This is a genomic window from Ignavibacteriota bacterium (assembly GCA_013285405.1).
GTDB lineage: Bacteria > Bacteroidota > Ignavibacteria > Ignavibacteriales > Ignavibacteriaceae > IGN2.
The window spans coordinates 791,956-818,079 of the sequence record CP053446.1; the positions used below are offsets into that span (position 1 = coordinate 791,956).

The following is a 26,124-nucleotide window of genomic DNA, read 5'->3' on the forward strand; positions in this document are numbered from 1 at the left end:
AATTCTTTTTCCTTCTTCTGCTTTACAATCAATAATTCTTATCAACTCATAGGCAAATTTTACGGATTTGTTATTAGTGTTCAATATGTGACGAGTAATTAGAATAATAAAATCGGGACAATTTATTTGGTTTAGTTTTTGAGTTAATTTGGACATATTTGCAAGTGGTTGTGGAATTATCTCTACTTAGCTGTGATATGCAGAGAATTTTATACATTTTTTTAAGGAGAATACATGAAATCCATTTTACGCCTAATTAATCTATCATTATTAGTGATATTTATATTTCAATGTAATACAAATATGTATTCATCAAATTATTATATTGATGGAGATTTAACTACTGGAAGCAATAATGGCACATCATGGGCTAATGCCTGGCAATCAATTTCTGCTATCAATTGGGGTTCTATTAATCCTGGTGATGTAATTTTCTTTTCGGGGGGTACAGATTCAACTATTTACCACGAAAGTCTTTCAATCGGTGCGAGCGGAAGTTGGAAGAAATATGTTTATATACTTCCAGGTAAATATGCACCGAATCCAAATGGACACTCTGGCAGAGTTATTTTAGATGGAGATAGTGTAAGAAGTACTATTGTAACTATAGATGGCAGGCGATGGGTTTATATTAAAGGACTTGAAACAAGACACGGAACCGGACGTGGGTGGAATATAATTGGAGCAACAAGACATATTGTTATTGATTCAGTTTATAATTATGAACATTCAGATCATCATATGGCGATTATAGGCAATGCCTGGGGTGACGACTGGATAGGAGATAATGACAGTACTTCTTTGATTACCGATATTGAAATTAAGAATTGTGTTATGTATGGATATAAAAATCATACTAATCCCGGTGCTGATGATTTAATTATTATTGATGCTGCCCAACAGATAAATATTAATAACAACTTTTTACACATACAAAATCAACAAATCGGAACTCCTCCTGGTCAACACAAACATATTGACCCATTACAAACTATTGAAGTGAAGAGTGTAAAAATATGGAACAACGTATGTATTGTTGATTCAGGATGTTATGGTCATACTATGATACTAGGTATGCAATCAGGAAATGGTGGTGCTGATACAAATATAATCTACAATAACTTTTTATATGAAGGTGGTCATTTGAATGCTGATGGAAATCCTTCAGTTCAAGAACTTTATCTCAGATGGTATGGACAGGGACCTTTTCCACCAACATTCGTAATAAATAATACTATAGTTGGAGCTAATGGTGGTACATACCCATTATATCACGAAAGACCAGCCTGGGTAAAAAATAATATTATTGTACAATTAGGAACAAATGGACAAAACCCTGCTAACTATGGTGGAGTAGGCAGAGACACCTGGCAAGGAGGATGGAATACTTCTTGGTACAATGAAGCTGATAACAGCAACAATAATTTAATCTGGAGAGACTATAGTGATGTAGAATTTGGTGGTAACAGATTTATGGGCAGTGGTGGTTCTCCTGTTGGAACACCAAATGGTTGGTCAGGTTGGACAAATAATTACGGTGGCGTAGGTGTAAATGCTAATCCTGGATTCACGGGTAATTATAGATTAGGAAAATTTGAAATAAGTGAAAATTCACCAGCACGAAATGCAGGGGAAGACTTGCAGTCATTTATCGAGAGCAAAGGATTGCCCTGGACTGATATAAATGGTAATCCAAGAGATTCTTCACCTGATTTAGGTGCTTATGAATATACAGAAACGCACGGAGATTTAGGTTCTAATAGTTCTTATACACTAAGTCAGAATTATCCCAACCCATTTAATCCGACAACAGCAATTGAATACTACACTGCTAAATCAAGTCAGGTTAAGTTGGTTGTATATGATATGATAGGTCAGATTGTACAAACTCTGGTGAATGGTGAGAAAGCATCTGGTTCTTATGAGGTTGTGTTCAATGGAAATAATCTGACAAGTGGAGTATATTTTTATAGATTAGAGATTGCAAATTTTGCTGAGACAAAAAAGATGATGTTATTGAAGTGAACAATTGGCTGAATTAATTTAAGTCTATATTAATTAAATCTTCCATTTCTGAATCGAAAACTGATGGCTGTTAATAATAACTCGAGGATAGAAAAAAGTTCAAATCCAAAAATTTACATGAATTATACACATAAACTCCCTCACCCGATACTTTCAATATTTGTGTATATAAATGATCTTGTCTCAGTACGATGTCAACAGAAATGGAATCATAGAAGAGGGAAATCTTTTTCATAGAAAAATCTATGAATTTCAGATATAAAAAAATATGTACTTTAGTAAAAGGTGTTTTGATTAATTCTTACTCTATTTTTAGTTGGTTTCAAAGGATTTGTTTTTGACCTTTCTCAATTGCTAAAAATTATTATTTTTTAACTGAGAAATATTATGCTTTTAGCTGAACTGAACTCAATGACTAAACATATCCCAATCTTCACCTTCACAGAAAACATTGTTTTCAATTATCACATTGTGCTAGTGTAGTGTTTAACTCGATCTCGTTATTCAAGCACAACCTGATTTTATACAAATAGAATATTTATTGAGCTATTTTCTTATAATCTTAGCACCGACATTTATGCAAACTTTGTCGTCCATATTTGGCGGTAGTCAAAATTGCAGTATCTACAAGATAGTCTATAAATTTTTTAAAGATTTCTTAATAAATGCTAATAATAAATCTGTTTAATACGGCATAGCAATTGAGATTTTTTCAGTCATAAATGTGGTTGGATAATTTTCACAATATATGATGCATACAAAAACTAATGAAGTTATCGAGCTGCGATAATTTTAACAATTCTAATTATAAGGAGAACGTATGAGATTGATTCAACGACTACTATCATTGATAGTTTTATTTCTATTAATTTCCATTTGTATTTATGCAACAGACCATTATGTGGATAAGAATGTAGCTTCGAATGGCAACGGACAAAGTTGGGCAACAGCCTGGAAAAATTTATCTAACATTAATTGGAACTCAATACAACCAGGCGATGTTATTTATATTTCAGGTGGCCCTGATTCTACGATTTACCACGAAACATTGGATGTTGGTAAAAGTGGTAGCTGGAAGAATTATATTTATATAATGCCAGGTAAATATGCACCAAATCCAAATGAACACTCTGGCAGAGTAATTCTTGAACAAGACAGTATCCGTGAAAATGCTGTCGAAATCGACAGTAAAAAATGGATATATATTAAAGGCCTGGAAACTAGACACGCAGTTGGTCGTGGTTGGAATATAATCTATTCATCAGCTCACATTGTTATTGATTCAGTTTATAATTATGAACATTCAGATCATCATATGGCGATTATAGGCAATGCCTGGGGTGACGACTGGATAGGAGATAATGATAGTACTTCGCTGGTTACTGATGTTGAAATTAAGAATTGTGTTATGTATGGTTATAAAAATCACACCAATCCCGGCGATGATGATATTATTATTATTGATGCTGCCCAGAAAATAAATATTCATCACAACTTTTTACACATACAAAATCAACAGATAGGAACTCCCGTTGGTCAACACAAACACATTGACCCTTTACAAACTATTGAAGTGAAGAATGTTAAAATATGGAATAACGTATGTATTGTTGATTCAGGATGTTATGGTCATACTATGATACTTGGTATGCAATCAGGAAATGGTGGTGTTGATACGAATATAATTTATAATAATTATTTATATGAAGGTGGTCACTTGAATGCAAATGGTAACCCTTCAGTTCAGGAACTTTACCTCAGATGGTATGGACAGGGTCCTTATCCACCAACTTTCGTGATAAATAATACTATAGTTGGTGCTAATGGAGGCACATATCCATTATATCACGAGAGACCAGCCTGGGTAAAAAATAATATTATTGTGCAGTTAGGAACAAATGGACAAAACCCTGCTAACTATGGTGGAGTAGGCAGAGACACCTGGCAAGGAGGATGGAACACATCCTGGTATAATGAAGCTGATAACAGTAACAACAATTTAATCTGGAGAGACTATAGTGATGTAGAATTTGGTGGCAACAGATTTATGGGCAGTGGTGGTTCTCCAATTGGTACACCAAATGGATGGTCTGGCTGGGTAAATACTTATGGTGGTGTAGGTGTAAATGCTAATCCTCAATTTGTAAATAATGTTAGAAATATTGATGGCTTTTTTATAGGTGCTAACTCTCCGGCAATTAATGCGGGAGAAAATTTACAATCATTTATAGAAAGTAAAGGATTGCCATGGAAAGATATTTTAGGTAATCCAAGAGATTCATCACCAGATTTAGGTGCTTATGAATACGATGGTTTACTTGACGTGCAAGAAGAATTACAACCATCAGCTTATAAAATAGAGCAAAACTATCCCAATCCGTTTAATCCGTCGACAACAATTAGTTATTTCATCCCTACATCTTCATTTGTGATACTGAAGGTTTATGATATTTTAGGAAATGAAATTAGGAGTTTGGTAAATGAAGAAAAGACACCAGGAAATTATCAGTTGGAGTTTAATGCAGCGAACCTACCTACTGGTATATATTTTTACAGACTTCAAGCTGGTAGCTTTATTGAAACCAGAAAGATGGTGCTGATGAAATAGTACCGAGTGATCCTGTAATCCTGAGCCTGTCGATAAATTCAATTTTAATAAAAAGTAATTCGACAGGCTTATTTTATATTAAATAAGAAGTTTTGATCTATTTATTTTCAATCATTTTTTCATAAATAACTTTCATCGATTCCGCTTGATTCTTCAACGTATATTTCGTAGTACTAAGAAGACCTGCATATTTTCCCATTCTCTCTAGTTTTATTCTGTCGGTAAATGCCTGTATAATCTTCTCTGATAAACTCTGCTGATTGTTAGAGGATAGAACGAAACCACTTTTTCCTTCTTCTATAAACTCCTCAAAATCTCCAACGTTTGTTGCAATTACTGGTCGTTCAAATGTATATGCCAGATTAAGTATCCCACTATGTGAAATTCTTCTATAAGGTAAGACTACGACATCAGATGCAATAAAATATTTAGCAACGTGTGCATCAGGAATAAAATCAGTATGATAGATAACCACAATCTCCTTTGGAAATTTTAATATTATTTCTTGGTATTCCAATTTGAGTTCAACGGGGTCAGGTCTCCCTGCAATTATCAAAACTAAATTTTTAATTTTTGAAGACATGTAAGGAAGGCAATTCAATAGTAAATCCAATCCTTTGTATTCCTTAATGGCTCCAAAAAATAAAAGAACATTCGCTTCATGAGATAAACCAAAAAATTGCCTTGCCTCAAGTTTTGATGGTGTTTGATTTGGAATGAGAAAATTAAAATCACCATGCGGAACAACTTTAATTTTCTTTTCGTTCAATTTTGTTTGTTGAAGCAGAGCTTTTTTATTCAGATTAGAATGTACAAATAAAATATCAGCTGTCTTATAAACTAAAAGATTAAAAAAATGATCAAGTTTATTCTCATTTAAAGGGGTGACATCATGTACGGTATGAGCAAGTTTAATTCCCACTAATTTGAGAAATACGAAATACAAGCTCTCAATTCTTCTTCTTCTGAAAAATTGAAAGTGAACAATATCATATCTATCCTTTCTTATAAGTCTATAGACTTTTAAAAGATAATTATAATACGTGAAAAACTTTTCAAATTTACTCATAGATTTTGCTTTTGCCGGCATAATCGTAAGGAGCGGAAAATTTGCAGTGCCATTATCTTTTATATCCTCAGTTACAACAAAACTTATATCAATACTATTCTTTTTTAATGCGTTACAAAGATGAATAATGTAATCATTGCCTACATTTGCATCCAACATCAATACTTTAATTTGATTTAAAATCATGAATTTGATTTACTTTCAGATAAGAAATAAAAAAATGAAATTTAAATTATTCGATTTAATATTATTTACTGTAATGATATAGTGATGAATCTGCCAATAAATAGTATTTTTATTAATATTCAGTTTTGCCTTCATAAAACTTAACATTTGCTTTCAAAATATTTTCGACTTGACTTATTAGGTGACTTTCTCACCACTATTTCCCGATTTAATCCTGAATAAATGTCTAACTATCTGTCTAAAGATTTCCTTAATTTCAGGCAGTAGTAGGTAAATCGTCAATAAATATGCAATTAATAAAACATTCTTAAAGATTAAGCTATCCGGTATAAACTGATAATAGAAAAGCAGCACTATAATTGTCAATAATGATGGTTTAATCAGATTAATCAAATCAATTTTCAGATTATACTTTATTAGATAGAGATAATGTAAGATTATTGAAAACAGACTATTCAATAGAATTGCATAGACTGCTCCCATAAAACCCCAAATAGGAACCATCAAGAATGCTGCGATCAAATTAATCGCACCTGCAGCAACATTGACCTTTAAAGTTGTTGAGGGGAGTCCTGCTGAAACCAAAGAATACCCCATAATGTTTGACATCGAAGTCAGATAGAAAGCAGCCATCAAAAATGAAAAAGCCATTGAAGAATCTAAATACTTATCAGAAAAAAGTAACTGGATTATCTCCTTATTGAAAAGAAAAGAAATCATTAACAACAGATTAAGTAAAATAGAGAAAGTAAAAAGCGATTTATTCATTAAAATTAATGCAGAATCACGTTCTCCCTTCGACAATAATCTTGCAAGATTTGGATAGAACACTATAATGAATGATTGAAATCCTTTTGCGCTAGCCTGTGGAATTTTACCTGCTACATCATAATTGGCTATACTAACCGGATTTAAATAGGCACTGATTATAAAAATATTCACTTGCGTTTGAATAAAATACGATATGCCAGAAAGGGAAAGCGGAATACTGAACCTTATAATTCTTTTAATATTTTGAAAATTTAAATCCCAATGAAAAATTTCTTTATAAGGAATTAAAGCCATTTGTAACAAAACAGTGAAAGTTACAGCTACGATTTCAACCAATAAAACATTCTTTAATGTCAATTCATGGATATACAAGATTACAAGCAACAATGCTACTCTGAATACAGAGGTTATTGTTTGAACTAATGCATATTTTTTAAAGAGGTTCATCCCCTGTAATAAATTATAAAACAACCCTCTGAAACTTGATAAAACGAAAAGTATAATAATTACATATAAAAATTCTGTTGCTGTAAAGCTAAACAAAGTCATTAAGGAGTTCCGAAATAATACTACAAGAATAATTGCAACAACTATTAAAATTATCCTAATCATTATAGTAGGAACAAAAGTAAATTTTCTTTCTATCTCATTCGTACTAGAAATAAACTTTACAAGACTTTGCTCAAGTGCCAAACCGCTCACTGTATCCAGGAACGTGGAAATCACAATTATTAACACATAAATTCCAAATTCTTCCTTTGTGATTTGCCGTGTAATAATAAGGATACTCACGAATTGAAATATCATGGACACAATAGTACCTAAAGAAGTGGCAGCGGAACCTTTTATAAAATCTCTTTTAAAACTTTTGTCCATATTGTCATTAATAAAATATCTAGGAGTTATGCTTTATGATGAATAACTAACTTAAATTAGTTTATAACGAATAAATTTTATTTATTCTATATCACACAACATTTATCAAACTATTCTTCAAAATCGAATCAACATTCAACATCTTTTAAGGTTCATATCAAATTTCTTTTTGATTGAACAATTATCTACAAATCCCAAATGTCAGTAACCTTCAAGATTATTCGAAGGTATATGCTTACTATACTTTACGGGTCTTAAGTTAAAATAGAACACTGCAATTGTAACATAGGCTGTCATAAAATAAAAGGTTGTAATTCCCAAACCTACCTTGAATAGTACAGATTCTGTGTAGTTTAAAGTTACGATTGATATAAAAATTAATATTGCAAGATTACTGTTTAACTTGAACATTCGCTGCACATATGCAATTATCGGAAATAAAAAAAATATAAACCCAACAACACCTAACTGAAGTAGTATTTCTATGTAACCGTTATGAGCTTCATTTACCATAAATCCCTCAAAATAGCTTGCAAATATTTCCAGTCTTGAAGAACCCATAATCCAATAAGTTGCGAAACCGTATCCAAGAAAGATTTTTTTTTCAACATCATTCAGTGCAAATTCCCAGATATCAACTCGGCCCGAAAGAGTCATATCCTTACCAAAATATCCCGGGATTAAACCGAATATCTCTGAAGAAAATATTAGAAATATGCCGCTAAAGGTTAGTATAAATAAGAACATTAAACCTAAAAATGATCTGCCGATTCCTAATTTAGAAAAAATTGATTCTATCTGAAAAACTAAACCCATAAGAACTAGTATAGCAACTGCAATTATGTTTGTTGAACTATGTGCCTTATAAATTATTAATACTGAAACAAAAATTAAAATAGAATCATACAGTTTTTTCAATCTTGTTCTATCGAAATTAAAAAGTACAATTGAAGATAAAAGACAATAGAAACTGTTTTGCGCAAGCCAGTTTTTTTGAACTTCGATTCCCCGCCAGGTTCCAAATATCGGATCAATTGCTGCTGGGATAAAACGACACGCATATAAATTAAAAAATAGATATGCTGAAACCACGATCTTAAGTTGTTTCAATAGGACTTCATGTTCAATATTTACTAGTGCTTCAACAATTACAAGAAACATTACAAATAACTGAAAAGATCTTTTTATTGATAACTCTGGGTGGTCGGACCAGAATGCACTTAATAAACATAATAGAACGAAAATGCTAAGATATTTTTCTGATTTTACAAAAGTTAATATTTTATTAAACCTTTTTGACATGACAAGTAATGATGAAAAAAACATGAATAAATAGACGATCTGATTTCTAATGTTGGTAGTCTCACCAGCATAGATATCAGCATAATTAGCAGGATCAAAGGGTATGTTAGTAGTAAAAAATATAACGTATAAGAGTATAAAAGAATTTATCTTAATCAGTAGATCAGTAAAATTAATTGGTTCGCGAAGTTTATTTAGTAAAAAGTCCAGCATTAAATAACAAAATAAATTTTGAATGCATTAAGTCGTTTATATAATTAAGATTAAAAAAAGATAAAAATCATTTATTAGAAAATTTGATCTTCATAATATCAATTTGCTAGCATTCTTTTTCCATATTGAGTTTACACATTCTCAAACATTACAAAAAATAATTTCGAATTTTTACTTTCGAATTTGCAAGAAAGAAATACTAAAAGTTATTATCTCTCATCCATTTTTCAAGTACAATCAAACTAAACAGAATTTTATGATTATCAGATTTACCATTGATATGATCTTTATACAAATATTGTACTTCCTCTGGTTTTAGAAATTCATACATACGTGAACTTTTATCCAGCAGCATACCATCAAATTCATTTGAAAGCGATTCCTTAAACCATCTATCCACAACATTTACTGCAAATCCACGTTTCTTTCGATTAATAATCTGCTTCGGTAAATAACTTGAACAAACTTGCTTGTGGATCCATTTTCTATTTCCAAATCTGATTTTAAATTTTGCCGGTAATCGTTCAACATATTCAACAATCTTTGTATCAAGATATGGTACACGAACTTCGAGGCTATGGGCCATTGATAATTTATCTCCATACATAAGTAATTCATCCGGCAGCGAGGATCGGATTTCCAGATATTGAAAACCTCCTAACTCATCTGTACTTTCAAGTAATTTTTCTAATTCTTTCCACGAGTCAGGTATCCTATTTCCAAATCCATCTGGCAAAACTTTTTCCTGGAAAAGATCACTGATAATTGATTGGGACATTACAGAAAATATTTGCTGATAACGAATCATCCGTTGAGGTACTTCGAGTGAATACAGACCTCTTCGAATAGACTCATTTCTTGGCAGTATTGTTAGCATTTTACCTACAGGTTTTCTCATAATCTCAGGTATAGAACGCCAATATTTACCGTATTGAACACCAAGATGACGAGTATATCCTCCAAATAATTCATCCGGTCCCTGACCCATCAAAGCAACTTTCACTTCCTGTCTTGCCTTTTGACAAACGTGATACATCGGAACAATTGAAGATGACGCTATTGGTTCTTCTACACAAGCAATAATTTTTGATAGTGTTTGTTCAAAGCTTTGCCGATTAATTTCGACTGAATAATGGGATGATTTAAATATCTCAGCAGTTTCTTTCGCATCATCTAGTTCATCGTCAGCAAATGATTTACCATAACCAACAGTAAAAGATTTCCAGCCTTCTCCAAACTCATTCATCAGTGCCAATAACATACTGGAATCAACACCTCCGCTTAATAGAATACCGAGAGGCACATCGCTAAGCAAATGGCTTTTTACTGCTTGGCGATATAACTCAAGTAATTCTTCTTTCACTTGCGCTTCACTTGGAACGGGATCAAACAATTGTGGTTTATAATTCCACCAACGTTTTACTTCAGCGTTACCATTTTCTACAATTAGACAGGTACCTGCAGCCAATTTCTGAATTCCATTATAAATAGTATGTGGCGCTGGAGTGTAACGATATCTTAAAAACAAATTGATTGCAGAAGAATTGATATCTGGCTTTTGATTCAAACCAGCAAGGATTGCTCGGATCTCTGAACCGAAATAAAGTAACCCATTTTCAATCTTGTAATAGATCATTTTGATTCCCATCCGATCTCTTGCCAAAACAAGTCGTTTCTTTTTTTCATCCCAGATTGCTAAACCGAACATTCCATTTAAATGATTAAGTACATCGATACCCCATTGTTTATAACCATGAACAATAACTTCAGTATCTGAGCGTGTTTGAAAGATGTGTCCGTATCCTTCAAGTTCTTTTTTTAACTCGGGAAAATTATAAATTTCTCCATTGAATATAACCCAAACATTTTTTTCCTGATCGGACATAGGTTGATGCCCGCCGGATAAATCTATAATAGATAACCGTCTGAATCCAAGTCCAATAGAATCTGAAATATGATATCCTTCATCATCAGGTCCACGATGAGTTATGGAATCAGTCATTCTTTTTAATTTTTGGATTGAAACTGGATGATTCTCTTTATAATAAAATTGGCCACAAATTCCGCACATATCACATTTCTATAATTTTGTTACTATTGTATTTTTATCATCCGGGATGTTTTAACAATGTGTCTTTTTTTCCGAAATGGTAAAAGAGATTTTAATCTTTCGTTTTGTTCGCTTCTGACAAAATGAATGAATTCATCACCGGCAGGACATTTGTCCTTCTTAAACCAAGCTTTTGAATATCCCACCAAGTTCAGAATACTTCCTATTAAAATCGGTTTATCGAACACTCTATAAAAACATCTGACGAGAAGAAATGTGGTTGAATAACCCAGAGTGTAAAACATCTTTCCACTTCTTAAATTCGCGTTGAATAAATTTCCCATTCCAGTACCTGTTGGTCTGTGATGAAGTACTTTTAATTCTGCTAAAGTTTGGACATTCCAACCCAGCTTTCTTGCCATTATTTCCATATATGCATCTTCTCCACCATACTTGAAAGGGATATAATAACCTATCTTCTCAAAACATTGTTTTCGGAATACTTGAATTGCTCCGGCAACTGTGTTAAGGCTTATGTTTTGTGGAATTACTTTATCATTTATACAATCCAAAATAATTCCACCTGCAATACCAAGTTTTGGATTTTTCTGAAATGCATAAAATATTTCTTCATAATAACTTTTATCAAGTGTAACATCGGCATCCAAATTTCCAATAAAATCAAACTGTTTTCCTTCTAATTTTTTCAATGCCAGATTGAGTGCATTAACTTTAGAACTAAAATTTCTTTCCTTATTTGGAGGCAAAACAATCAAGTCAATAAATATATATTTGTTCTTATACTTTTCAACTATCTCATTAGTGCTATCAGTAGATCCATCACTTACAATAATCCACTGCTCTGGTTTGATAGTTTGATTCAGAACCGATTGAATAGTTTTTTCTATATACGATTCTTCGTTCTTTGCTGCAGTTATTAAAACATATTTCATTGTTTCCGTGTCCGAAATTCAGAAATCAACTAAGTAATGCTTCATAAACTTTAATCAGATTCATACTCTGACTTTCCCATCTATGTTTTTGATATATTTCATATCCTTTATCGACTTTCTCTTCAGCTTTATCAGGATTCAAGTAAATATTCAATACAACATCAGCTAAACTTTCCGCATTACCTGAATCAAAAAAGAAAATTGAATCCTCATCAAAATAATCCTTTATCCCCTGTGTTCGTGGTACAACAACAGGTTTTTTCATATGCAAATATTCGAAAATTCTTGTCGGAAAATTTATTTGGGTAAAAGGACTAAGTCTGTTTGGAATTATTCCGACATTGCATCGTGGAATAATTTCTACAATTTTTTCAATTGGAACCTGCCCGAAATATTTTACAATACTATCCAAATTTAATTTTTTGACCATTGCCAGAAATAAAGGCAGATCTTCACCAGTACCATAAACTCTTAGTTCCAATCCGGGAATTTTATCTCTTAATAAATTTATTGCATTCACTAATTCCTCGAAGCCATATCTTTGAATAATTATTCCATGATACATAACAATATATTTATTCTCAACTGAATTTACCGATGATACATCACTCACCTTATTAAAAATAGTTTCCTGAGGTGAATTCATCACTATGCTAATTTTATCTAAAGGACAACCGCGGGAAATAAATCTATCTACAAAGGATTTATTTGTTGTGATAATTCTATGTGCAAACTTTATACTTATTTTCTCCTGCCATTTTAGCAACTTCATCAACAGACTATCATGATCCTCTGCAAATTTAGTTTTTAGCATCTCAGGTGTAGGATCGTGTAAATCCAGAATTACTTTTGAACCAAATAGTTTAGGTAATACACCAAGAAAAACTAGAAAATCCGGCATATTGTGAACGTGAATTACACTATATCGATTCTTTATCAATAATCGATTAACCAAGAAAAAGGAATGAAAGAAAAAGCTAGTGTACAGAAAAATATATTTCTTTTTGGATGACCTGGATTTGGAGATATTAATTCTATAGGTATTAACACCATAAATGATTTCAAATTTTGTTTGATCTGGAAATTTTAAACATATAATATCTACTTTATAACCCGCCTTAATCAAAGCTTCGGCTTCTCTGCGTGGTCTAACATCCTGAGGAAAATGGCTGTAAACCACCATTAACACTTTTTTCATTCTACTCCTTAGTTAACCGTTATCATTTTCTTATAATACTGTGCAACATCCTTTGGTAATGCATTCCAATATTTTCCTTCATAATTCTCTTTTACGTATTTAAGAAAATTTGAGTAATAGGATACGGGATATTCTTCCATTCCGTTCTGATTATTAAAATTCACATAATCAGGATGTACAATCAGAAGTGCCATTCCACCATTTTCAGCGATCCATTTTAATTTATCAATCCAGAATTGTGGTGATGATTCTTTCATAAGAATAAATAATGTAAAATCCTGATCTAATGTGTATGGTAATTCTACATAACCGGGTTGACCATTTTTTCGTTCAACCAGAAAAGGGAAAATAGTACCAACCCCATCCGGCTGTGGCTCAAACGGATCAGTGTCAAAAGTAGATGCATCATATTCAATATTCAGTTCTCCAATCCACTCCAGATTATGCTGCACTGCAGGAGCCCTGAATCCGACAATATTCCATTCTTTTATATATTGATTTATCTTGATTGCCCTTTCAGAAAATATCTTTTTGTTTTTGAATTTTTTGCCATCATGCTTTATTCCATGATTCCCGACTTCGAATCCTTCATTGACAATAAATTCCCGTAGTTCTTTATCAACCTTATATCTTTCAGCAACAAAATTAAACGAAGACTTAAACCCAAGACTTTTCTCTAACTTCAATAATTGTTTACATCTATCGTGACCTTTCCTCCATTCTACATCATGAGTTAATATGAAAGCAAACTCTTTCCCATCCGGCCATCCTTTCCAATTGTTGAGTTTTGTTTCGCTACCAGGAAGAATTGGCCAAATTGCTTTGTATTTATACAACTGTCTTTTTACCAACTGTCTTCTTAAAAATAATTGTAATCTTCGTGGAATCAGTGGTTTAATTATATAAAATAATTTTTTCATGATTTATTAAGGCTGATAGTTATTGATTTCAATACCAAAGAAAAATCTACTAAATAAAAATTCATGATAGGATATTCTTAATAAACAATCTCATTTGCCTTTTTATCGGTATCTATTAATTCAATATTCAAGCCATGATTTCCTAATAGAAAAGCTATTTGGTTATTCTCAAAAGCTTCACCGGGTTGAGGTTTTGCAATCAACCTCAATCCTAAATCTTTAAGCCTTGCGATTTCACCACTAACTTCTTCGCATCGAAAACCAAGATGATGCAAACCTCCTCCCTTTAAAGCAAACTTATAAATTGGTGAAGTTTCATCAGTTGGTTCAATTAACTTTATGAGCAGAGAATTTTCTTTGTTCATAAAAACTACTTTAACTTTTTGACGGGTATTAATCACAATTTCTGTCATCTGTCTGTAACCGAATACTCTTTCCCAATATTCAATCCCCTGCTCAATTGATTTTACAGCTATTCCTAAATGATCAATATTCATAATTCAATCTGGTTTTTTTACGCAATATGTTTGTATAAAACTGAACCGATAAGCCTGAGTACTGGTATTGGAAATTTATTAAGCGGTAATCTTTTGTGACTAAAAGATATTGTTGATTTATTTATGCTACCGATTTTTCCCAAATCAAAACGATAATAATTTAAGATTTTCTCCTGACTGCCCCAGCCTAGCTTGAATCGTCTTAATCCGACATTTTCAAGTTCTGTTCTTCCAAAATTTAATTCTTTATAATCCAGAGCTTTTAAATATTTTATTGATTCCCACATCAGCAAGTTATTCGGTCTTATGTTCTGATATTCAAATAGTGAAGCGCCATATTTATACAGTGCTTTATTCCCTATTAAAAGAAATACAGCCGAAGCAATACTCTTCCCATTATATTTTGCTACACTTATAAACCCTTTGTTATTTGCCAATACAACATTATGCAGATTTTTAAAAAACCGAAATGGTTGAGGCGGAAGACCATGCCTTCTCCTTGTGTAGCAATTCATATTATAAAATTCTTTTAACGCAGACAGAGAATTCGATATTTCAAAAGAAATTTTATTTTTGATTGCCTTTCGTATATTTCTTCTGGTACTATCTGAGCAGTGCTTAAAAAGTTGATCTTCACTAATTGTCAAATCTAAATTATGTTGATAACCAGCAGGTGTAAAATTAGAATAATCCATGAATGTCTCACCATCTCTTAACTCAAGCGAATTAAATTTTTTTGACTTAAAATGTTCAATTATCCTATGACGAATACGCTTAAGACTTATATCGCTTGAAACCAAGGGTTCACAAAAATCACTGAACGGCAAAGAAATAAGTCTTCTGCCAGTAAAAAAACTATTGATCTCCATTAAAGGCAATACAGCTTTTACAGTTCCATAATTTTCCAACAAAAAATAATGTGGTTTAAAATTATATGTTTCTTGCAATAACTTTGCCCAGTCTGAAGAATGGAAAAAGGAATACAGGGGAAAATTAAGTATTAGCTTATCCCAATTTTCAGTTATTGTTGGATCTATAAAACTTATTTTCAATGAATTCCGTTTATTTATTGAATGAACAAGTTAATGTTAAATTGATAATTGATAATTTTTCATCCTTTATGTTTATAAAGTATTCTACCTTGCAACTTGAGCAAACTTTTTGGCAAATGCTTATTGATATTTACAAAAAATGATTTTCCACTTTCTGCTGAAGAGGATATTCCGGGTTTACTACCAACACGCCAATATTTCAACTGCCTTCGTTTGGCATTCCACTTTTCCTTAAATGTTATTAAAGAAATATTATTGACTTCTGTTCTTCCAAAATCTACAAATTTTGCCTTGTCCTTGAGTGCGATTTGAATTACTTCCCAAAACAATTTATGGTTCGGATATAAATTTAATTTCGAATGATCTGAAGCCGTATATTCCAAGTAATATGTATCCTTATACTTTAAAATAAATCCAGCAGCAACTATTTGATTTTCATATTTCACAATAGGAATTAATATTTTGTCAACTTTAATAAGATTTTCATAAACCGTATTAAAAAATTTATAAGGGAGCGAAGGCAGCCCTAATCTTGACCTTAAGTCAGTGTAAAGAGAATAGAATGCTTTTAATCCAAAAGAACTATTATCAATTTTAAATGTTAATCCCTTTTTCTCTGCTCTTCTGATCGAAGCACGGATGCTCGTGCCATGAAATTTCTGAAAAGTTTTATCTATAGATTCTTCCAATTCCAAAATATGCACAATGTAATTTTCATTTAATAAAGCTCCTTCCAAATTACAAGAATAATCAAGCGATCGAAATTCGATAAAATCATTATTTATAAATTCTGAATTAATTTTATCATAAATCTTTTCAATGGATTTTTCCTCAACTAATGGCTCACAATGTGTGCTGAGTGGAAATGAGATTAGTTTACTGCCGGAAACAAAATTTTTTATCTGTGCCAAAGGGAATATTCCAATTAATTCACCAGTATCAGAATCTTCAATACCAAAAGGATAGATTTTGTATCTCATTGAATTAGAAACCGACATCAACCAGTCTGAAGTGTGATAGATTGAGCTTTTTGGATGACTCAATACAAAATTGTCCCATCTTTTATCCGAAGCTAAATCGATATTTATAATTTTATTGTTAATTGGTTTCTTCGTTGTAATTATTGAAATATTATTCTCAGCACTTTTCTTTTTAAGGTCACGAGCATATTTTTTCTGTTTAGTTAAAGAAACAAACATTTCTCCAATACCACTAAATCATAATTAAAAGAATATAAGGTCATGTTTATTTTGTTTCTCGGTTTTTAATCAACTGCATAAACAGCAATTTCAGTTCCACCGTAGATAAACTTTTTAATTGCACGAAACTTAAATTCGTTCTCTATCATCGTACTGTATGGTATAAAATTATTAATAATTAACCATACTTTTCTGGGATTTTGAATTACAGATTTTAAGACTCGTTGAATAATATTTTCCATTACAAAGTTGTCAAAGGGTTTATAGAAATAGAAAACATTTTCATCAGCCTTTATACTATACTGAAGTACATCTTCATTCACTATTTCAATATGCAATGGTCGCTTTAATTTTTTTTCAAACATTGCAACATTATTTCTTGCTACTTGGCAGAGCTGACTGGATATCTCAACTCCTATAACTTGTTTAAATTTTAACAACGAAGCAAGCAAAATTATTCTTCCTTTTCCTGATCCCATATCAACAAAAACGCTGTCATCAGGAAGTTTTAAATCCTTTATTAATAATCTGAAATGCCGAATACGGGTTGGTTTATATTCTTCACTGTGTTCTTTACTTCGCTCCGAAATATCTAAATCTTCGCGCTTAACAATCCTGGAGGTTGATACACCATATTGCATTTCAAAATAAAAATCTTCTATAACACTAATTACACTCTGAAATGTTCTCGAAAATCCTTTATCCCGAAGACTATTAAAAGTACGATTCAATAATTGCATTATAAGTACGCCTCATAAAATGAATTTAAATCATTTATTACTTCTAATACAACTGGTTGTGGTTCTAAATACACTTGATCAATTGATAAGCTTGTTGATAAATTTTTACTTAATTGTATTTCTAAAAAATACTAATCGTCGAACTGGTGCTTTAAAATTATTAAAGCGGTTCCATTCGAAGATACTCTGTCGTTCTGATTTTACGCTGAGTATCGTGAATAATAGATTCAACGTTTTCTTCAGTAAGCTCTAAAGCTTTCGCTATTTCATTTGGAGGAACATTTTGTTCCCATCCATACCATACTCTGTCAAGTATTCCAAATGGAACTCTGAAGAAAAATTCTTCCTGGGTTTGTTCTGCACTGTAAGTATCGGTCGTAGGTGTTCTTTTACGAATTTCATCAGGCACTTCCAGGTATTCAGCAAGTTGGAACACCTGAGTTTTAAATAAGTGAGCAATCGGTTTTATATCAGCTCCACCATCGCCATATTTTACAAAAAATCCTTGTTCATGTTCATTCTTATTTCCTGTTCCAATCACAGCATAATTTCTGGCTTCTGCATGATAATAAAGCATACTCATCCGGCTGCGCTGCTTAAAGTTTGAAGCAGCAACAATTTGTAAATACTCTTTAAGCGGTAATCTTTCTGATTTTAACTTACCAGCAGGATCAATAATCGTCAATTGGAAAACGTTCAACGATTCTTTTTCCATTAAATTAGTTGGTAAAGTAATTTTCGCTTTGTAATTGTTGTTAAACTCCGGAAAAACGTTTTTAATTGCTTCGTCTCTTCTTTTGTAGCATCCATATCCTGCAAGAGCTTCTGTCATATTCTCCACAACATATTTTGTATTGAACTTGGCGGAAAGTTTTTTTGCTAATTCAAGACTATCGGGGTTGGAATCGTTCTCAGGCATCATAACGCCTAAAACATGGTCTGCACCAAATGTTTTTGCACATATTGCTAGAACAACTGAAGAATCAATCCCTCCACTAATTCCTACAACAGCTCCTCGCTTTCTAAGTTTTTTAGTTACATCTTCTTTCAGCTTTGAACTAATTTCGCTAAATACTTTTGCCGGTTCAATATTTATTGAATCTTTTGTGAATTTCATGTTTTTAACCTTGTGAATTAATCAATTTTAATTATTTATTTTTTATTTATTCTGAACAGAGTAGTTCCTTGCAACTTTTTTGCCTGCCATGCTTACATCCAACTTCTTTTTGAATTCTATAATTTGAGGAATTTTGTACATTACAAGTTTACTTCTGCAAGTTGACATTATTAATTCTTTTGCTTTTACCTCATCTGCGTTATCAATCAAAACAATGGTCGCTTTAATAGCCTCAGATAAAATTTCATCATAAACTCCTGAAATTGTACAATCAACAACTTCAGGTATTGATACTATGACCTCTTCAATTTCCTTTGGACTTATTCTTTTTCCGCCAACTTTAATAATCTCCTTCTCTCTTGCAACCAGGTAGATGAACCCATCTTCATCTTTCTTTGCCATATCGCCAGTGTGTAACCAGCCATTACGCAGTGTTCGTTCATTACTTTCGGGATCATTAAAATATCCTAACATTACATTATCACCTTTTGCAACTATTTCACCTATCTCATCAACTTCAGTTGGCTGATCATTTTTATTAAACACTTCCAACGTAACATTTGGAATTCCTTTACCGATTGAACCAAGTTTTGAAACTACTAATTCAGGAGGTAAATATGATAATCTTGCAGTGGCTTCTGTTTGTCCGTACATAATAAAAAATTTCTTCTGAGGGAATGCGTCAATTAGTTCCTGAATAAACACATTATGAAGTTTACCGCCTGCCTGTGTAAAATATCTTAATGATGGGAATTCGTTTTTTTTAAAAGACTTCGACTTTCTTAATAATATTTGGAAATGACTTGGTACGCCTGCAAAACCAGTGCATTTATATTTTTCTATATCTTCAAGTACTGAACCTAAAAAAACGAAGTTATTATTTAATACAACTGATCCGCCAGCTTTAAGATGTGTGTGTAGTAATGACAAACCATAACAATAGTAAAATGGTAAAACAACTTCAATAATATCATCGGATGTTAATCCAAGATACTCTACTATAGAATCCGTATTTGAGATTAAATTCCTGTGACTTAACATTACACCTTTTGGCAATCCTGTTGATCCAGAAGTAAAAAGTATTTGTGCTAATCTGTTATCGTCAAACTCTCCAAATGCAGAATCATTTACAAGAGTAGAAGAATTTAATATTGAATCAAGTTTTGTTTCATCAATTATGAATACATCTGCAAATGTATATTTCTCACTTGTTTTTGGAGGGATAAAAAAATATTTACAAGCAGTAGTATTAATTATATAATCAAGATTCTCCTGCTCGATCAGTGGATTCAAAGGAACGCACACATTCCCTGACTTCATTATTCCAAGATAAGCAACAAGAAAAAAAACTGAGTTATGGCTCATCAGAATTATATTCTCGTTCTCACCCACTTCCTTTTTGAGATAATTAGCAAGCTTTGAAGCTCTCTCATATAATTGAAAAAAAGATATTCGTTCAATCGGACCAAGAACAAAATCCTTTTTTAATTCTTTGGAATAAAGAAAAAAATAGTCAAATATGTTCATACTTTAATGAATACCTGGCTAAATAACTTTTGTTAATTCTTCATTGACTGATCTATAATCAAAAAACTGATCGAATGTTCCAGATACAGCATATTCATTCGGAAATGAATCAATAAAGTTTTTATGTATGATTTGTGTTGATATAATCCCAATGAGAGCCATCTCGTCAAATTCACCGGCTTTGTCTAATTTCCCGAGTTTGTTGATTAGTCTCAGAACTTTTGCGTGATCAAATATTCCAGTTCTTTTCAAAGAATCTTCTGAACAATAGTCTTTTGCTAAGTTAAGATTGTTATTTAATAGTGCTTTGTTTATTGGTGCTCTGTAAGGATTTTTCCATCTTTTTAAAATATTTGAAGGAAGTCTGTTTTTAAATACTTGCTTCAGAAGATATTTTTCATTCAATCCATTTATTTTAATCTCAGAATTTACTTTAGCAAGAAGCTCAATAACTCTATGATCGAGATATGGCACACGAAGCTCAACTGAGTTTGCCATCGCAACTCTATCACCCTGTGATGATAAAAGATAATTACTGAGAAAAATCATCGCTTCCAAAAATTGTGCTTTAGTCACCACATCCCAGTCAAAGAAATTCACAGGTAATAATTTTAATAATTCAGAATAGCTGTTGTAATTACTGTTTGAATTCTTTATTTGTTCGGAGAAAAAGTTTTTTATTTTGCTGGTATTTTTCCACCTGATGTTATGCGAGAAGAATGGATCTTCAGGATTATCAATTCCGTCTTTGAAGAATGAAACGATGGTTTGGTTTAATCTATTATCTTTAAAAATATATGGGTATAACCTTGCAAGCAGCATCGGTCTTAGTTTGGAATCAGGATCCTTAGCCCAAAAGTCTCTTATTTTTGCTTCCTTAAAAATGTCATATCCTCCAAAAACTTCATCGGCACCTTCTCCAGTTAGTACAACTTTATAACCGCTTTGATTTACCAGTTTAGATAATAGATATAATGGGATAGGACCTGTTCGTAATAATGGCTTTTCGGAGTGCCATAATACTTCTTCTAAATTTGCACCAATATCTTCATTTCTTGTTACTATTTCTGAATGATTAATATTAAGGTAATCAACCATTTCATTCTGAAATTTACCTTCGTCATAATCTTTATTCTCAAACCTTATTCCGAATGATCTGAGTTCATTATTAAAATTCTTTTTGACAGTTTCAGTTAAAGCTGAAGAGTCAATCCCTCCACTTAGATAAGTACCAACAGGTACATCAGCACGCAAACGGATCCTTACAGCATCCATCATTAATTCAGAAATCTCATTAACTAAATCAGCAGATAATCTGTTCACAGTTTCTTTATTATTCGCAAAATTCAAATCCCAATACTTATCATATTTAATTTCATTAGGTGAAATTAACATGTAGTGAGCTGGAGGCAGTTCTTTAATATTATTAAATACAGTCTTTCCGGGAAGTGTAGTCCAGAAAGTAAATACCTGATCTAAAGATTCAGAATCTAATGCTCGATGAATCTCTTTATTGGTAAAGATAGCTTTGATTTCGGAAGCAAAGTATAATCTTTGATTTTGAATAGTATAATATAAAGGCAAAATCCCAACCCTATCGCGAGCCAGAAATAGTGTTCTATTATTTGAATCCCATATAGCAAAGGCAAATTGTCCGTTTAATTCTTTTAAACAATTAATTCCTTTGTCTTCATACAGATGTAAAATTACTTCCGTATCACTGGAAGTATAAAATTTATGACCACGTCTGACCAATTCTTGTCTAAGTTCCGGATAATTAAAAACTTCTCCATTATAAATTATCCAGAGAGATTTGTCTTCATTATGAATTGGCTGCGTACCATCCTTGAGGTCTATAATACTTAATCGTGCATGAGCAAGACCGATGTTATCATCAATATAAGCACCGGTTTCATCCGGTCCACGGTGCTTCTGAATGGAAACCATTTTTCTAAGTGCATCAGAAGAAATAGGTTTATGCTGTTTTAGATTAACTATACCAGCTATTCCACACATCTTTAAGCGACCTTTTGATTAAGTTTTTTACTGAGAAAATTATCGATTTTTTGCAAGCTAGAAAGATTGTCGGGAATAAGTTCCTCATCATCCACTGAAATAAGAAATGATTTTTCTAAAAAGTCCACTAATTCTATTACACCAGTAGAGTCAATAATTCCTTTATCAAAAAAATCTGTATCTAAATCCAATGGTGTTTCTTCGCCAAACAAAAAATTCTCAATTATGAATTCTTTGACAACATTAACTCGGTTCATTCTTTCGTTCTTTCTCTTATTATTATTTAATATTTATTAAAATTTTTTATGATCTGACCTGTCATTCTTTAAGGGTTCCATTGTTTTTTCTAATCGGACGAAGACCTTTTACGAATTCATCCTGGGTATGACCAGGTGTTAGAGGTACAGTAACTCTTGCGAGAGGTCCAGGATTTGGCATACCCCAGAAAATATTAGGTGGTACATTACGAGTTACAACAGTTCCACCTTTTATTACTGAACAATCCCCGATTTTTACTCCTGGTAAAATCAGGCAGTGAGGTCCAATGTAAACATCTTTCCCAATTATAACTTTACCTGTACTTTTTTTTTGCTTGGGACCAAAATATGAATGTGTGTATATGGTTGTTCTGTAGTTAATTACTGAATTATCACCTATTTCTATATCCTCAGGATGCAGTTCATCAAGATAAACAGCTTTAGCTATCCAAACGTTTTTACCCATTTTAACACCCCTAACACGATGTAACCACGGTCTCAAGCTATATCCAAAAGGTGCAATAAAAGACAGGCTTAATAAAAACCTGCTAAAAATACTTTTAACCATAATGTATAATTCTTAATAATCATTTAATGAGTTTTGTCTTACCAAAACATCTAAAGTTATTGTTTACAAAAAATTTCAATTTTGAAATCAGTCTTAGTTGATGAGCTATTAAGTATAGCAACCTGAAATTCTCTTCAATGAACATAGTATTAATTTTGACATTTTATACTAATTATCACACCAAATAAAATGTAAAGAAATATACTAAAATATTAAGCTTTAGAATAAATCTTCAATATTACTTGTTTCAAATTGATAAGTACCTCTCTAAAAAATTGTTTTCAATACAATAGGAAATTGAACTTATTAATCTTGGGTTAAATTTAATTGAATTTTCAATTTGCATTGAAACAAATAAATAATGTAGGACACTGTCAAGAATGGCTTACATTCGATAGTTTATGCACTTTAGATTGGTTCTTTTTTATGAAATTAATCTTGAATCGCTTCTTTTCCGAATTCGAATATCCATACCCATATCCGTAACGATAACGATAGTAATAAGATTTTTCAATTTCGGCTGCATTAGCTACAAGACCACGGATCTTAATATGCGCTGAGTTCAGTTCCTGAATTCCTCCGATTACAGTCTCACGAATACTCATTTCTGGTCTGACAACTAATATTGAGTTTCTGGTCAGATAACCAAGAGCAAGAGTATCAACCACTCTTGTTACTGGGGGTGTATCTACAATGATGAAATCATAAACAGATGTATCAATAACCTGAAAGAGAGATTTCATTCTATCAGAATTCAATAATATACTAGAATTTTCTCGAAGACCACCAGCTGGAATAATATTAATCTTCTTTAACACCCTGTTATAAATTGCAGGTGGATTTCCCTTTTCGATATAATCAACCAATCCAGGTGAGTTTTGGAAAACATTGAACATCTTTGATAGTTCCCCTTTTCGCAGATCACAATCAATAATTAAAATGTTTTTATCGTTTAGAGCCATAGTAATTGCAAGGTTTGCAACGATAGTTGTTTTACCAGTATTTTCTTCGCAGCTGGTCACTAATAATGTTTTATCTCTTAAATCTATCTGGAACAACTTGGTATTTAACAATCTGTAAGATTCCCTGATCCCTGAATTTTCAGTTTGCATTGTTGCAAACAAATCCTTTTCATCTGACGGATTTTTGATTCTTTTAAGAATCGCTTTGTCGTAATTTGGTATTAAAGCTAAAATTGGAATATTAAATTGCTTTTCTAATTCATCTACATTAATAAGTTTGGTCTTTCTCAATTCCATTAAGAAAATAACCACGATGCCGAGAAATCCACCCAAAATTAATGCTATAAGCATATTGAAAAATTTCTTGGGTCTCACTGGTTTAACAGGGCTACTAGGATAATCGACAATAATTATATCCTGTAATTTTGATAGCTCTGCTACTCTCATTTCTTCTCGTTTATTCAGTAACAAATTAAATATTTTTTCAAATACATCCTTTTCTCTAATCAACCTTGCCATTTCGCTCTCTTGTCGAGGCAGCTTTTGAATTTGTGATTCAAATCCAGACATAAGACTATTGATTTTTGCTTGTTTTTTTTCTAACGCATCTATCATAATCCTATAAGAGGTTAATGTATTCTGATTATAGCTGGATAATTGCTCTTTAACTAAACGAATTTGCTCATCAAGCTTTATCACATCGGGATGCTTTTCAGTTCGTTTTTGTAAAAGCTCTAATCTTTGCAACTCCAAATCTGAAAGACGTGCCATTAAACCCGTAAAGGGTGAACTGCTCTGAGATTCAGATGATGGTTGAAGAAAGCCCTGATCAAAGTATCCGCTTGCCTCAAGTTCTTTCCTCAATGCTGTTTCTTTGTTCTTATAATCTGTTAAAAGAAGATCTCCTTGTAATTTCTCTGCTTCCAAAGTACTCTGGTAGTTTAATAGTTCTTGAGTGTTCTGATCAATATTCACTATTTGTTCACTACCTTTGAAGTGGCTAAGGTTATTTTCAGCGTCTAATAACTTCTTCTGAACTTCGGTTAATTGTTCATCAACAAAATGAAATGAGTAGCGAACCATTTGCTTTTGCTGTTCCATTCGCACTTTTCTGAAATGGCGAATTATGCTATTTGCAATTACATTACAAGCAAGAGGGGATGTTGACTGAACGTTTAGCTGAAAAATATCTGTATGGCCAACTCTGGAAACATTTATGTTATTGCTAAAATTTAAAATGAATTTCAGATAATTCTTGATGTTAAAATAAATTTTACTCCCAATAGGAGCGCCATCCCAACTGAATTCAAATTTTGCAAAATCAGTACTTACGTTTTCCTCACTTGTAACTTTTTCCAATTTATTAGTTGAATCAGGAAAATTAGCAGCAGAATAATCTTTCAGTGTGTCTGAATCACTCACAGATGAAGAATTAAAACTTGTGATTAATTTATTATCCGGAACATCCCGCAACTCGAAACTTTTTTCGCCTGTTTTTATTATATATAATTCTAACTCTGTATAGTCATTTAATAATTGAAAATTCTTAAAAATCGGGAGATGAAATCCAATTTCTTTAGCATAGCTATTTCCGGAATCAGGAAATTCTATGAAAACATTATTCAATTCCCAGGCACTTCCATTTGGATCCATTACTTTACTGAGCTCAACAAAGAGTTTTAGTTCATTAATTACTCCGCCCAATACTTCGTTAGTTTTGATCAACTCCATTTCTGTTTCAAGTTGATCGGAAGATTGGAGCCTTACCAACTCACTAAATTCATCTTCTTGTCTGTTGTCTGCAGCTTCTTTCTTGAGTAATGCTTTGGATTCATAAACTGGTGTAGAAAAGTGATTATATAAATACGCTAGAATTAAAGCTATAATTACTGAAATTACAATTTTAATCCGTCCTTGATAGACAATATTAAATATCTCAAGGAGTGATTTATCTTTGCTTGTGTTTTTTGAAGAGATATCTGCCATTATTTTTCTTAATATACTTGGTTAATTACAAC

General features: G+C 32.1%; 19 protein-coding genes. 2 read left to right on the forward strand and 17 right to left on the reverse strand.

What is annotated here, in order from left to right:
• Nucleotides 1–234: 234 nt before the first annotated feature.
• A complete protein-coding gene (locus tag HND39_03435) occupies nucleotides 235–2,025 on the forward strand; it encodes a T9SS type A sorting domain-containing protein (GenBank protein ID QKJ95404.1) in 1,791 nt (596 codons plus the stop codon).
• A 2,047-nt stretch (nucleotides 2,026–4,072) separates the two neighbouring features.
• A complete protein-coding gene (locus HND39_03440; GenBank protein ID QKJ97864.1) occupies nucleotides 4,073–4,633 on the forward strand; it encodes a T9SS type A sorting domain-containing protein in 561 nt (186 codons plus the stop codon).
• Between the two features lie 97 nt (nucleotides 4,634–4,730).
• Here the strand turns inward: HND39_03440 and HND39_03445 are convergent, their stop codons facing one another.
• From HND39_03445 to HND39_03525, 17 genes are all read right to left on the reverse strand, one after another.
• Nucleotides 4,731–5,861: a glycosyltransferase family 4 protein gene (locus HND39_03445; GenBank protein ID QKJ95405.1), complete on the reverse strand. Its 1,131-nt coding sequence runs from the start codon at nucleotides 5,859–5,861 to the stop codon at nucleotides 4,731–4,733.
• Nucleotides 5,862–6,065: 204 nt separating this feature from the next.
• The gene (locus HND39_03450) at nucleotides 6,066–7,535 is read right to left on the reverse strand and encodes an oligosaccharide flippase family protein (GenBank protein QKJ95406.1); all 1,470 of its coding nucleotides are present in this window, start codon (nucleotides 7,533–7,535) and stop codon (nucleotides 6,066–6,068) included.
• Between the two features lie 201 nt (nucleotides 7,536–7,736).
• The gene (locus tag HND39_03455; GenBank protein QKJ95407.1) at nucleotides 7,737–9,050 is read right to left on the reverse strand and encodes an O-antigen ligase family protein; all 1,314 of its coding nucleotides are present in this window, start codon (nucleotides 9,048–9,050) and stop codon (nucleotides 7,737–7,739) included.
• A gap of 199 nt (nucleotides 9,051–9,249) precedes the next feature.
• Nucleotides 9,250–11,121 carry an asparagine synthase (glutamine-hydrolyzing) gene (gene asnB / locus HND39_03460; protein QKJ95408.1) on the reverse strand — a complete coding sequence of 624 codons (1,872 nt, stop codon included), beginning with the start codon at nucleotides 11,119–11,121 and terminating at the stop codon, nucleotides 9,250–9,252.
• Nucleotides 11,122–11,144: 23 nt separating this feature from the next.
• On the reverse strand, nucleotides 11,145–12,053 hold the full coding sequence (locus tag HND39_03465; protein ID QKJ95409.1) for a glycosyltransferase family 2 protein: 909 nt from the start codon (nucleotides 12,051–12,053) through the stop codon (nucleotides 11,145–11,147).
• A gap of 25 nt (nucleotides 12,054–12,078) precedes the next feature.
• Complete coding sequence (locus tag HND39_03470; protein ID QKJ95410.1) at nucleotides 12,079–13,251, reverse strand: glycosyltransferase family 4 protein; 1,173 nt, start codon at nucleotides 13,249–13,251, stop codon at nucleotides 12,079–12,081.
• 8 nt (nucleotides 13,252–13,259) lie between these two features.
• A complete protein-coding gene (locus HND39_03475) occupies nucleotides 13,260–14,174 on the reverse strand; it encodes a hypothetical protein (GenBank protein ID QKJ97865.1) in 915 nt (304 codons plus the stop codon).
• Between the two features lie 74 nt (nucleotides 14,175–14,248).
• Nucleotides 14,249–14,668 (reverse strand): methylmalonyl-CoA epimerase, encoded by a 420-nt coding sequence (locus HND39_03480; protein ID QKJ95411.1) that lies wholly within the window; start codon nucleotides 14,666–14,668, stop codon nucleotides 14,249–14,251.
• Between the two features lie 17 nt (nucleotides 14,669–14,685).
• Nucleotides 14,686–15,615 (reverse strand): peptidoglycan bridge formation glycyltransferase FemA/FemB family protein, encoded by a 930-nt coding sequence (locus HND39_03485; protein ID QKJ95412.1) that lies wholly within the window; start codon nucleotides 15,613–15,615, stop codon nucleotides 14,686–14,688.
• A 164-nt stretch (nucleotides 15,616–15,779) separates the two neighbouring features.
• Nucleotides 15,780–16,919 (reverse strand): GNAT family N-acetyltransferase, encoded by a 1,140-nt coding sequence (locus tag HND39_03490; protein ID QKJ95413.1) that lies wholly within the window; start codon nucleotides 16,917–16,919, stop codon nucleotides 15,780–15,782.
• Nucleotides 16,920–16,984: 65 nt separating this feature from the next.
• Nucleotides 16,985–17,659 carry a class I SAM-dependent methyltransferase gene (locus HND39_03495; protein ID QKJ95414.1) on the reverse strand — a complete coding sequence of 225 codons (675 nt, stop codon included), beginning with the start codon at nucleotides 17,657–17,659 and terminating at the stop codon, nucleotides 16,985–16,987.
• Between the two features lie 160 nt (nucleotides 17,660–17,819).
• Nucleotides 17,820–18,776 carry an NAD(+) synthase gene (gene nadE, locus HND39_03500; protein ID QKJ95415.1) on the reverse strand — a complete coding sequence of 319 codons (957 nt, stop codon included), beginning with the start codon at nucleotides 18,774–18,776 and terminating at the stop codon, nucleotides 17,820–17,822.
• Nucleotides 18,777–18,818: 42 nt separating this feature from the next.
• Nucleotides 18,819–20,303 (reverse strand): AMP-binding protein, encoded by a 1,485-nt coding sequence (locus HND39_03505; GenBank protein ID QKJ95416.1) that lies wholly within the window; start codon nucleotides 20,301–20,303, stop codon nucleotides 18,819–18,821.
• 18 nt (nucleotides 20,304–20,321) lie between these two features.
• Nucleotides 20,322–22,319 (reverse strand): asparagine synthase (glutamine-hydrolyzing), encoded by a 1,998-nt coding sequence (gene asnB, locus HND39_03510; protein ID QKJ95417.1) that lies wholly within the window; start codon nucleotides 22,317–22,319, stop codon nucleotides 20,322–20,324.
• A gap of 2 nt (nucleotides 22,320–22,321) precedes the next feature.
• The gene (locus HND39_03515) at nucleotides 22,322–22,576 is read right to left on the reverse strand and encodes an acyl carrier protein (GenBank protein QKJ95418.1); all 255 of its coding nucleotides are present in this window, start codon (nucleotides 22,574–22,576) and stop codon (nucleotides 22,322–22,324) included.
• 61 nt (nucleotides 22,577–22,637) lie between these two features.
• The gene (locus HND39_03520) at nucleotides 22,638–23,144 is read right to left on the reverse strand and encodes an acyltransferase (protein ID QKJ95419.1); all 507 of its coding nucleotides are present in this window, start codon (nucleotides 23,142–23,144) and stop codon (nucleotides 22,638–22,640) included.
• Nucleotides 23,145–23,518: 374 nt separating this feature from the next.
• A complete protein-coding gene (locus HND39_03525) occupies nucleotides 23,519–26,092 on the reverse strand; it encodes a polysaccharide biosynthesis tyrosine autokinase (GenBank protein QKJ95420.1) in 2,574 nt (857 codons plus the stop codon).
• Nucleotides 26,093–26,124: the final 32 nt, after the last annotated feature.